Genomic DNA, 11356 nt, shown 5'->3' with positions numbered 1-11356 from the left:
ATGCCCGACAATCAACGCCAGGTATTTCTGGACAATCTGGTGAGTGGCGCTGCCGCTCACCTGATGCTCGCTCCCGGTATCAAAGCATGTGCACTGCACGCCGGCAAACGCCCGGGCATGGCCTTGCATGTCGCTCGTTCAGCATTACAGGCAGGGCAGTTGCAGCAGGTATTGGAGCGGCGCTTTGAGCTTGCCGTGGTGTTCGATGGTTGTTTTATCTACCTGGACGCGCAGGATGCCTTGGTAATCTGGCACGCGCTGCCGGCTGCAAACGATGCGCTCGACGGAATCCTCAGCCGGGTGCTTTCCCTGGCCAATCTCCAAGCCCTGGACACACGCTCCACCTGCTGATCAGCGACGTTCCAACTCAGGCAATTCCAGCGTTTCGCGCTTGGCTTCATCATCAAGCTCACGCAAGGTGCGATAGATCAGTGCCACAGCCTGCAAGGATTCGCGGGGAATGCTTGCTCCCAACACTTTGGTATAGAGCAAGCGCGCCAGCCATACGCATTGGATGACCGGCACCTCGGCGGCCTTCGCCTGCGCAATCAACTGGCGGGCGACGGCATCCGTACCTTTGCTGACCAGCAGCGGAAGCGGCGTCTTGCCCGGGCGGTAATACAGGGCGACAGCAAAGTGGGTCGGGTTGACCACCAGCATGTCGGCTTCCTCCAGCTTTGGCAGCTTGACCTTCGGTTCCTCCTGGGCCAATTGCTGCGCCAGCGCACGGCGCTGGCCCTTCACATGCGGGTCGCCTTCCATATCCTTGTACTCTTTGACGACCTCGACCTGGGTCATGCGCATGCGCTTGGCGAAGAAGTGCTTCTGCAAGGTGAAATCGATAACCGCCAGTACCAGTAACAATGCAAGACAGGCATGCAGCAGATAGCGGAACAGGGCGATCAATGCCAGGAGGTAACTTTGCAGATCGCTGTTGGCCAGGTTGATCAACGTCCCAAGAGAGGGCCAGACCACCAGGAATACGATCAGCCCCAAAAGAAACGCCTTGGCGATGCTCATCAACAGATTCATCAGCGACTGGGCAGAAAAGAATTGTTTAAATTGGCTGATCGGGTTGAGGCGATTGAAATCGAGCTTCAGAGCCTCGGGTGCAAACAGCAATCCGAACTGCATCCAACTGGCGATCAGCTTCATAGCAATCGCCACACCGGCCATCAGCAGGCCGAATGAGAAGAACACCACCAGGCCTTCAATCAGCACTTCTTCCAACGCCCGTACAAAGGGCTGGTCCAGGCGTGAGATCGGCAACACCATCAATTGCTGGAAACGTTGCAAGCTGGTATCGGCGGTGAACAAGGCGATCTCGCTGATGGCCGCCAGCACCATCAACTTGGCCACATCCTGACTTTGAGCGACCTGGCCTTTCTGGCGCTGGTCACGCAGCTTCTTGGCTGACGCCGGGTGCTTTTTTTCCCCCGAGTCACTCATGGCATCGGAGCCTTGAATAAAAGGCCCAGCGAGTGCTTCAGGTCACTCAGCTGGCTCATACTCCCCACGATCAAGTCCTGCAGCAGCGCAAAATACAACAGCAGAATACCGATCCCCGCCAGGCACTTGACCGGTGGCGCCAGCGTACTCACCTGTAGCTGCTGACTGTAGACCCCCAGCAGTGCGATGCCGAACTCCAGCAACAGCAGCACCGCGATAAAGGGAGCAGCGTAGAGCATCATATGGGTGAACGTGTCGCCCAGCAGGCTGACAAATACGCTCATGCCATCAGGCGCCGGGAGTGGGAACCATACGGTGGGTGGCCAAATCAGGTAACTGTCCCAGATCACCTGAGTCAACGCGCCTAACCCCAGGGTGACCATCAATAGAAAAATCGCCAATTGCTTGAACAAATGCCCTATCGGCGTCGCATCCGGCCCCAGTGAAGGATTGAGCTGACCACCGGCCAGGGCTCCGCGCTGGTTATCGAGCAAAGCCCCCACCGACTCGAACAGCCAGAACGGCATCGCAAGCAACATCCCCAGCAGCACCCCCAGCGCCAACTCCTTGAGCGCCAATGCAGCGAGCACAAACGCTGAGTAATCATGCTCCGTCAACGCAGCATGAATACCCGGCGCGGGCATCAGCGCCATGACCATTACAAGGATGTGCCGGAGCATGCCGCGTATATGCTGGAAACAGAACGCCGCCACGAGTATTCCGCACGGGTAGATTCGCGCCATGCCGATAATCAGACTGGGAAGGAAATCAAGATAAGCCAACACGGGTGAGGCCTCAGTTCCGGGCCGAACGGCCAATCATTTCGAAGGTCAAGTTGATCAGTTGGATCAACTCCACGCCAATCCAGCGCCCCGTCAGGATCAACGTAACCCCTACCGCCACCAGCTTGATGCCAAAAGGCAGCGTCTGGTCCTGTATCTGCATCAATGCTTGCACCAGAGACACCAGCACCCCCACCACCACCGCTACAATCAATGGCGGTGCCGACAGCACCACCACCAGCAACATGCCCTGCTTGAACAGCACAATCGGGTCCATACGCCACTCAGAGATAGGAAAGGAACAAGCTGTCGAGCAACCGTGACCAACCCGACACCAACACGAACAACAGCAATTTGAGCGGCAGGGAAATGGTCATCGGCGAGACCATCTGCATGCCCAGCGCCAGCAGCAGGTTGGAAACAATCAGGTCGATCACGATGAAGGGGATATAGATCAAGAAGCCGATCTCGAACCCTGCCTGCAGCTGGGACAACACGAAAGCCGGAATCACCAGGATCAGATCTTCGCGTTGCACCTCCTGCGCCATTTGTGGAGGCCAGAGGCGCGTGGTGTTTTCCAGCAGGTGCGTCAATATATCCGGGTCCACATTGCGCAGCATGAATGCGCGTAACGGTGTGATGGCCTCATTGCCCGTCTGCAGAAACGTTTGCACGTTACTCATGTCCAGGGGCGATGCCTTGACGCTCTCGGCGATCTCATAACCCACTGGTGCCATGATGAACAGCGTGGCCGCCAACGCGATGCCATTGATGGCCATGCTGGGCGGTACCTGCTGCACACCGATGGCGTTGCGGGTGATCATCAGCACGATGACGATCTTCAAGAACGATGTGCAGACGATCAGCAGCATGGGCATCAGCGATAATGCCCCCAGGAATACCGCCAGAATGAGGGGGTCTATCCCCTGCAAACTCATCGGCCGAACATCACGCGAGACAACTGCAACCCCAGGCGCCCATCGACTTCCACCAACTGCCCCTGGCCAATCGGCCGATCGCCGTAATACAGGCCGGCCATGCCGGGAGCGTAACCGCTAATGCCCAACACCGAACCGGGCGCGAGGTTACGCAGTTCGCCCAAGGTAAGGTTCAGCGTTCCACAACGCACATTCAGCGCCATGCTCAACTCATCGAATGGTTCGTGGCCAAATACATCCACGACCGGTTCATCATCCTCATGCTCCGAGTAATGGGGCGCTGCAAAATTTTCGTCCACAGACGAGTCCTCGATAGAAGTAAGCGTCAGGCACAACGGCCCGGTGTCATCGTCAATGCGGCCATGCAAACGTTGCCTCCCAACCTGCACGTAGCCGCTGCCTTGGGCGGAAAAAAAATACGGGCCGAGCACCAGCACATCACCGGTACGCAGGCTGCGCACCTGCGCAATCGGTAACTGCACGCGGCCCAGGGTCACGGCGATTGCCAGTTGAAACGGCGCCGGCAAAGCTGCCGCAGTGGCGCGCCAAGGCCCTGCCTCACACAAGGCCAGGAAACTTTGGGGGGTCAACCATAGGTAGCCTTCAACCCGGGACGCCCCCTGGGTCACACTGAGCCGGCAGCCAAACCCCTTGGGTCGATCCGTTTCCAGCAAGCGCACATAACCCAGCAGCGCCCGCACCTGGGGACTCATGTGGTACTGGTACAAGGCCCAGAACCAGGAGTCCGGATCGTTGCCAACCTGGGACAGGGTCACCGGGCACTCACCCAGCAGACTGAGCAACGGCCCTGCTTCTACAAGCGCCAGCACGCCACACACCGTCTCAAAGCACAAAGCCTTGCCGCCAGCTGGGGCACGCCCGGGCTCAATCAGCAACTCGCCGGCCTGCCCGGCCACCGTGAACGGCAGGCGCAGGCCGCGCCCCAATCGACGGCGCGCGGCAACCGTATCGCTATTAATCAAGGGAAAGGTCAGCGCCGGCATCAGCATGCGCAACCGACGCTGGGCATCAGCAAGTTCACCGGCAGCCCCAGCGCTCCCGCGAATCGACCCTCGCACTGTTGGCGTACACCGCAAAGCCAGCGCGCCGTAGCGTCCTGCTCTGCCTCCAGCTCAATCGTCCAGGCGCCCTGCTCGCGGCGCACGCTGGCGTTGATCCGCCCCAGGCGAGGCAAGTACAGCACCGCCTGCAACGGCCACTGCGACGCAGCCTGCACACGAGGCGCCAGTTGCTCGGCAAGCGCCTCGATCAGGGCTATACCGGCGGACGCCTGTTTGCCCGATAAGGCAGTCCCCGCACCAGCGCCGCCATCGTCTCCAGTAAAAAATTGAGTGAATAATCGCCCGAGTTCCATGGACACGGCTGTCGTGGCCCCCGGCTCACGCTCCTCCCGCGGCTCGCGCTGGCGCGGACGCTCAGTGGGTTTATTTGAAACCTGGGTCATGTCGGCTCCCGAGCCAGTAAGAGGGATAACTCCTGAAGTTTTTCCACCTGCCGCAGGCACTCCGTGACGTGTTTCTGGGCGCTGCCAATCCGACTTTCGCTTTCCCCCTGCTGGCCCCGCAATGCCTCCAACTGGCCTATCTCCCGCTGAGTACTGGCAGATAGGGAGCGCTCCTGCGCGCCCCAGGATTTCAAGGCCTTGAGGCTCAACACCTGACCCTGATGCTGACTGAGCAATTCAGCACTTTGCCGGGCCTCCTCCTGCCGAGTCTGCTCAAGCGCATCCTTAGCCTGCTGGATATGTGCGAGCAGGGCCTGCTGGGCGCGCCTGGCCTCACGCAGGGCGCGCTCAGCGCGGTCAGCCCTGTGCCTGCGCAGGCGCCGCAACGTCTCCACTTCACCGAGAAGCACATCAGAATGGGACATGGGCGGTCAGATCCTTAAGTTGCTCCAGCGTCGCCACCATCGGCGTAGGCACACGCAAGTCCTGGCGCAGGAACCCGTCGACCGCCTGACGGCTGTCCACCGCCAGATCGGTCAGGGCATCGCTGCCGGGTTGATACTCTCCCAGCTTGAGCATCAGCTCGATCTGTTGGTACGCCGACAACAACCGTCGCAATGCCGTACCCGCCTGGATGTCCTCCGGCTCCGCGACGTTGCTCAAGATCCGTGAAAGGCTTGCCAACACATCCACCGCCGGGTAGTGCCCACGCTCGGCAAGCTTGCGGGACAGCACGATATGCCCATCAAGCAGCGAGCGAACTTCGTCGGCCACCGGATCGTTCATGGAGTCCTGCTCAATCAGCACCGTATAGATCGCGGTGATCACACCGTCACGCGTCAACCCGGCACGCTCCACCAGCCGTGGCAGCAGGCTGTATACCGAAGGAGGCAAACCTCCGCGCCCCAAGGGTTCGCCGGCAGCCAGGCCGATCTCACGCTGGGCCCGGGCGAAACGGGTCAAGGAGTCAATCAGCAGCAATACCCGCTGCCCCTTGCGCCGAAAACCTTCGGCCAATGCCGTGGCCGTGAACGCGGCGCGGGCGCGCTCCATGCTGGAGCGATCGGAGGTGGCGCACACCAGTACCGCCTTGGCGCGCAGCTGGTCATCGAGCTCATGGTCGAGAAATTCACGCAGCTCCCGCCCCCGCTCGCCGATCAGGCCGAACACGATGACATCGCACTCGACGTTACGCGCGATCTCGGCCAGCAGGGTGGTCTTGCCACAACCGGCCCCGGCGAACAGGCCTACACGCTGCCCCTCGCCAATCGTCATCAGGCCATCGATCGAACGCACGCCGGTGGCCAGCGCACGGTTAATCCTCGGCCGTTCGGTGGGCAACGGCGCTTCACACAACACCGCACTGGTATCCGGTAAGTCGGCCTCGACAAACGCACTCACGCCCTGCCCTGTAATCGGCCGGCCGAAACCATCCAGCACCTGGCCCAACAGGGCCTCGCTGACCTGGACTCGATGCGATACCCCAAGGCGCTCCACTCCAGCGCCTACCCGCACGCCTTCCAAATTACCCAAGGCGCTGAGCACCGCGTCCTGCTGATCGAAGCCGATGATCTCGGCGAGCATGTAGTCGCCCGGACTTTTTTCCACCTGGCACAAGTCGCCGATACGCGCCTGGGGTAGCCGGCACTGCAGCAGCATGCCGTTGACGCGCTGGATTCGGCCACGCATCGTCACCGGTGCAAAGGTGCTCAGTGACTGGGCCTGACGCTGTTGCCAGGCGTCCAGACGAGCTTGCAGTTCCGCACTCACCAGCGCACCTCGTAACGCTGCGCACCATCAAAAACCACTTTGCCGTTGTCGATCAGCACCAGCCGCAGCCCTTCCACTTCGTCGCCCACAAACAGTCGGCTGCCTTCTTCCAGGACCACGTGACCATTCGGCCCGCCAACGATTTGCACAATCCTGAATGGCAGTGTGCCGTCGCGCACACGCACACGGCTGATCACCGGCACCGAGCTGTCGAATTGCTCGCCAAAACGGCTGAGCATGCGCGCTACCAGCTCCACCTCGTCCTGTGAGACTTCTCCGTTGAGCGCCACCTGGTCATTGATCACTTGCAAGGTGACCCGCTGACTCAACTCACGCTCGCTGAGCATCTTCAACAACTGCTGACGGACTTCAAAAGACGAAGCCAATTCCTGTTTCTGCACCGCGGGCGGCATCAGCGAAGCCTGCGCCTCACGCTCCCCAGTGGAAACCATGCCCACTGCCACAATGATTACCGTCACCACCAGCACCAGGCTGATCAGGCGCCTTTGCTGGGAGGGCGAAATTGACGATAACGTCATCGCCTGCGCAGGCACATTGGCCGCTAGCGGCACTACCGGCACTACCGGCACTACCGGCGCAGGGGCTGCGGGTTGAGGCCAGGGTTGCTCGGCCAAGGTCACGCACAGCCGCACCCCCCCCACTGTAAACGGCACGTTCAGTTCCAGTTTGGCGATCTGCGCCAGTACCTGGCCTTCGGGGTCTCGCAACAGTCCGGCTTCGGCCTGCACCAACCAGTTGGCGTCGATAAACCGCAGGCACGCATGCTGCTCGACGACTCCCGGATCGTTCAACATCAGGTCAGCGTCCGCGTGCGCACCAATACTCCATCGCTCCCCAAATAACGGCAACGCAGCGCCCTGGCGCAGCCCATCAAGCACCCTTAACTCAAACATCATCGCAACCTCCACGCTGGCCATGGCCGAATACTCATGCCACCGCACCACGCATCAGCTCGTCCTGGCCCAGGTCAATGCGCCCCAGCACCTTGACCTTGGAGGAGCTCCCCAACTCGGCAAACGACAGCACCGGGACATGGTTGAACTCTTCCAGCAGCAAGGTACGCAAGGGACTTCGCAGGTCCTGCGCCACCAACAGCACACTTTTACTCTTGGCCCTTAAGGTAAAGGCCTGGTTGAGCAGGCTGATCAACGCAGCGCTGTGCTCATCGTCAAGCGCGAAAAACACCCCGGTCTGGGTCTGTCGCAATGCCTCGCGCAGGATGTTTTCCGTATGCGGTGAAAGCAGCCAGGCATGCAGGCCGTCGGCCTCGCTGTACTGGTGGAAAATCTGCGCCTTGAGCGCAATACGCGCGTAGTCGGCCAATGCTTCCGGTTCACGCTCATGCTGGCCATACTCGATCAGCGATTCGACAATCAGCCGTACGGCCCGCAGCGGCACCCCTTCGCTGGCCAGGCGTTGCAACACCGACGAAAAGCGCGACAGCGGCATGATTCGCTGCAGTTCCTGCACCAGTTCCGGCTGGTTGTGCTCCAGCCAGCTGAGGATCGACTTGCTCTCCTGGATCCCCAGGAACTGCGGGCCGCTGAGCATCATGGCCTGCTTCATGCGTTCGATGATCAGACTGGTCGCGGTGAAGCGCTCCAGTTGCGGATCGTCGAGCAGTGGATCATCCGGTGCCAGCCAGACCCAGTCCTGTTCATCACGCTCAGCCAGGCCGGGTATTCCATGCTCGGGCTCGACCGTCAAGGCGTTACGCTCAACGGCCAGATAGTTGACAACCGAGGCCTTGACCATCGGCACTTCATGCACACAGAAACGCATTTCGTCGGCGGCCAGCGAGTCATCGAGTTCGACTTCGAAGGGCGGCAGGGTCAGGCCAATATTGGCAACCAGTGCATTTCGGGACTGGCGAATCCCATGAATAAGCTCCGTCACCTCAGGCGTCCCACGCAACACCGGGGGAAACTGCAACAGGTAGGGGCGCGACGGATCGAACCCGCGCAAGTCCTCTTTTCCGTTCTCTTCGGGACGCACGGCTTCGGAGGCTTCGGCCGCGGGCGCTGCCTCTCGCTGACGCTGGCGCATCAGGTAATACCCCAATGTGCCGGTTATCAGCGAAATAAGGATAAATACCCCGGTCGGCATACCGGGCACTATCGCAAAGGCGAGCATGCCCACCGAAGCGATTATCCAGCTCTTGGGCTCGCTGGTCATTTGCCGGGCAATTTCGGCCCCCATGTTACTGATGCCCTTGCGCCCCTCCGGCGCCACCCGGGTGATGATCATGCCGGCGGTCAGGGAGATCAGCAGCGCCGGAATCTGTGCAATCAGGCCATCACCGATAGTCAGCACCGAATACAACGCCATTGAATCAGCGGCGCTCAAGCCGTGCTGGAACATGCCCGTAGAGAAGCCGCCCAACAGGTTGACCACGACGATGATCAACCCCGCGATAGCGTCGCCCTTGACGAACTTCATCGCCCCATCCATCGCGCCGAACAATTGGCTCTCACGGGACAACTGCTCGCGCTTGTCCCGCGCTTGCGTGCCGTCGATCAGGCCGGCACGCAAGTCGCTGTCGATGGACATCTGCTTGCCCGGCATGGCGTCCAGGCTGAACCGCGCCGCGACCTCGGCAACCCGTTCGGAGCCCTTGGTGATCACCAGGAAGTTAACCAGGGTCAGGATCAGGAAAATCACCATCCCCACCGCCAGGTTGCCCCCCACCACGAAATTACCGAAGGCCTCGACGATATCGCCGGCGTCTTGCTCCAGCAGGATCAGACGCGTGGTTGCAATCGACAGGGCCAGTCGAAACATGGTGGTCAACAGCAGGATCGAGGGGAACGAAGAAAACGCCAGGGGGCCCGGCAGGTAAAGCGCAAGCACGATCAACAGGCACGAAATGCAGATATTGAGGGCGATCAGAATATCCACCAGCCAGGTGGGCAACGGCACGATAAAGATGAATACGATGGCCATGACCACCACAGCGCCCAGCACCTCGGCGCGTTGTGCCACTTTGAGCAACCCACGGTTGATGGCCGACAGTGCGGTCACGTCATCAGCCTCGGCTCACCGGCATACCGTGTGGGTCCACGCAAGGCGCGGTCCAGTTCATCGATCACCGTCAGCAGGATCTGCAGGGTTTCCAGACGTATTCGCTTTTCGGACCACAATGCCAGGGGAAATTGCTGAAACAGAGGGTAAAGGGCATTGAGGGACATCAGTTGACGGTCAAGCGGACCGCCTCCCAGTTCGTCCCCCAAGCGCAGCAATTCATCGACCGCGATACCGGTACCGGCGTACCCCAGCAGGCGTTGCAACAAGCTCACGGCGTTATGCTCAATACTCAAGCGCTGGATCAGCGTGTGACAACCGCCCAATACGCTGCTCAGTTGCCCGCAGTCCCGCAGGCCCATCAGCAAAGTGCGCAACAGGGGTGTGGGCATTGACGACACCGCGGCCGCAATGTCATCCGCCAAAGCCTTACGCATCACCTTGAGCCCGACGTGGAACTGCTCACCACCGTATACACCCAGCAAAGCCTGCATCATCGTCGGCAGGGACTGGCGCGTGACCACACTGGCATAGTAGAGCACACGCAGTGCCTGGCGCTCCTGCGGGTCGACCCCGGCTGACTGCAATGCCAAGGCAATGTTCAGGCCGGCCTGGATCTCCCCTTTGAAACGAGCTTCAAGATTGGCAATTGCATCGCGCGCCAACAACGTAGTGTCGGACGGGCGGCCCTCGCTGTCTGCCTTGGCCACCACATGCTTGAGCACCACGAACGCGCGCGCCGGGTCCCCGTCCGCAAGCTTCAGCAATTTTTCGACAGTAGGTCTGTCCTGCAATTGCTGCCTGAAGAGCAGTGAAAGGAAAGCCAGCGTTTTCTTGGCCGGATGGCCCAACTGATCATAAAGTTGCGCAAGCTGCTCGGCCGGAAGCACGCGTACCGCCATCTTCCGTTCGCTCAGCGCCCGGCTGTTGAGCTCCACCTCCTGACCAAACAGATGTGCAAGCTCATCGATGCCCTTCGCGGATGTGTGCACTTGCGCTGAGGCATGGCTGACAACCGCTTCACCCTCAGAGGGGTGGGTGCGCACATCGTTACGAGGGTCAGTTGTTTTACGGGATACTTGTTCCATGGACACGCCAGTACAGGAAGAGTGTTTCCCTGTGTGGCAACGTCTCCCCATGCAGTTCCATCAAAATCCGTGCTCACTGGGAATTTGAAAAAACTTGCAAAAGCCTTCGGCGCCGCATGCAAATCACTGCATAAAAACCCACCAGCCAAAAATATTTATATATGTAAATCATACAGTTATGTATTTTTTTCGATTGGCACAGGGAGTGCTAAGGGGACCTGTCGACACCCGCTCGACTGCGTCTACCCTAAGGAAAAAAAACATGAATCTCCCCATTGAAGCTTTAGCTCACCTCGTTGGCAGCTCGCCTCAATTCATGCATCACCTGACAGACGACCAGCAGAAAAAACTCAGGCGCTTCATTCACAAGCGCGTACTCAACCCCGAAGATGCGGATGATCTTCTGCAACTGACGTACTTGGAGGCCTGGCGCAACCGCGAGCGCTTCTGCGGTAACGCCTCGCTCAGCACCTGGATGTGCGGCATCGCGCAAAACCTGATTCGCAACCACTTCAGGCGCATGTATGCCAAACCCGTGCATTGCGAATTTGATGAATCGTTGTGGCATGGACAGGAAGAAAACAACAACCTGGATTGGGAGTTTGAGATCAACCGCCGCCTGGAGAATACCCTGAGCGCCATTGACCACCTGCCGGCGGAAATGCGCAAGACGATGTACGCCTCCCTGGAAACCGACGGCAGCTATCAGGACACAGCCGATGTATTGGACATCCCCATCGGCACCGTTCGCTCGCGACTGTCGCGCGCACGCGAACAACTCAAGCGCGCCACCCAGAATCCGTTTCAATCGTAAATCCGGCT

13 protein-coding genes are annotated in these 11356 nt (G+C 59.8%); 2 read left to right on the top strand and 11 right to left on the bottom strand.

Going from position 1 to position 11356, the window contains the following annotated elements:
- The gene (locus BLW22_RS00300) at positions 1–351 is read left to right on the top strand and encodes a transcriptional regulator (RefSeq protein ID WP_074845112.1); all 351 of its coding nucleotides are present in this window, start codon (positions 1–3) and stop codon (positions 349–351) included.
- Here BLW22_RS00300 and sctU read toward each other — a convergent pair whose 3' ends face one another.
- From sctU to sctW, 11 genes are read right to left on the bottom strand one after another with little or no spacing between them, the layout of a single operon-like run.
- Positions 352–1449, bottom strand: coding sequence for a type III secretion system export apparatus subunit SctU (gene sctU, locus BLW22_RS00295; protein WP_074843639.1), 1098 nt, complete (start codon positions 1447–1449; stop codon positions 352–354). It abuts the gene before it with no gap.
- The gene (gene sctT / locus BLW22_RS00290) at positions 1446–2234 is read right to left on the bottom strand and encodes a type III secretion system export apparatus subunit SctT (RefSeq protein ID WP_074843638.1); all 789 of its coding nucleotides are present in this window, start codon (positions 2232–2234) and stop codon (positions 1446–1448) included. The genes sctU and sctT overlap by 4 nt, the downstream gene beginning before the upstream one ends.
- A 10-nt stretch (positions 2235–2244) precedes the next feature.
- Complete coding sequence (gene sctS, locus BLW22_RS00285; RefSeq protein WP_027606903.1) at positions 2245–2508, bottom strand: type III secretion system export apparatus subunit SctS; 264 nt, start codon at positions 2506–2508, stop codon at positions 2245–2247.
- 7 nt (positions 2509–2515) lie between these two features.
- Complete coding sequence (gene sctR / locus BLW22_RS00280; protein ID WP_065924019.1) at positions 2516–3169, bottom strand: type III secretion system export apparatus subunit SctR; 654 nt, start codon at positions 3167–3169, stop codon at positions 2516–2518.
- Positions 3166–4179 carry a FliM/FliN family flagellar motor switch protein gene (locus tag BLW22_RS00275; RefSeq protein WP_065924018.1) on the bottom strand — a complete coding sequence of 338 codons (1014 nt, stop codon included), beginning with the start codon at positions 4177–4179 and terminating at the stop codon, positions 3166–3168. Before BLW22_RS00275 ends, sctR begins: the two co-directional genes overlap by 4 nt.
- A complete protein-coding gene (locus tag BLW22_RS00270) occupies positions 4173–4634 on the bottom strand; it encodes a type III secretion system HrpP C-terminal domain-containing protein (RefSeq protein WP_065924017.1) in 462 nt (153 codons plus the stop codon). The genes BLW22_RS00275 and BLW22_RS00270 overlap by 7 nt, the downstream gene beginning before the upstream one ends.
- Positions 4631–5059: a type III secretion system stalk subunit SctO gene (gene sctO, locus BLW22_RS00265; RefSeq protein ID WP_074843636.1), complete on the bottom strand. Its 429-nt coding sequence runs from the start codon at positions 5057–5059 to the stop codon at positions 4631–4633. The genes BLW22_RS00270 and sctO overlap by 4 nt, the downstream gene beginning before the upstream one ends.
- Positions 5046–6404, bottom strand: coding sequence for a FliI/YscN family ATPase (locus BLW22_RS00260; RefSeq protein ID WP_027606908.1), 1359 nt, complete (start codon positions 6402–6404; stop codon positions 5046–5048). Before BLW22_RS00260 ends, sctO begins: the two co-directional genes overlap by 14 nt.
- The gene (locus BLW22_RS00255; protein ID WP_074845109.1) at positions 6401–7318 is read right to left on the bottom strand and encodes an FHA domain-containing protein; all 918 of its coding nucleotides are present in this window, start codon (positions 7316–7318) and stop codon (positions 6401–6403) included. The genes BLW22_RS00260 and BLW22_RS00255 overlap by 4 nt, the downstream gene beginning before the upstream one ends.
- Positions 7319–7352: 34 nt before the next feature.
- Complete coding sequence (sctV, locus tag BLW22_RS00250; protein ID WP_027606910.1) at positions 7353–9446, bottom strand: type III secretion system export apparatus subunit SctV; 2094 nt, start codon at positions 9444–9446, stop codon at positions 7353–7355.
- Positions 9443–10534: a type III secretion system gatekeeper subunit SctW gene (gene sctW, locus BLW22_RS00245; protein WP_162844253.1), complete on the bottom strand. Its 1092-nt coding sequence runs from the start codon at positions 10532–10534 to the stop codon at positions 9443–9445. Before sctW ends, sctV begins: the two co-directional genes overlap by 4 nt.
- 262 nt (positions 10535–10796) lie before the next feature.
- Here sctW and BLW22_RS00240 point away from each other — a divergent pair, with 262 nt between their 5' ends.
- Entirely contained in the window at positions 10797–11348 is a 552-nt protein-coding gene (locus BLW22_RS00240; protein WP_065924015.1) for an RNA polymerase sigma factor, read from the top strand.
- Positions 11349–11356 lie beyond the last annotated feature (8 nt).

The organism is Pseudomonas marginalis (genome assembly GCF_900105325.1).
In the GTDB taxonomy this organism is placed as follows: domain Bacteria; phylum Pseudomonadota; class Gammaproteobacteria; order Pseudomonadales; family Pseudomonadaceae; genus Aquipseudomonas; species Aquipseudomonas marginalis.
This window is presented reverse-complemented; position numbering and strand designations above follow the sequence as displayed.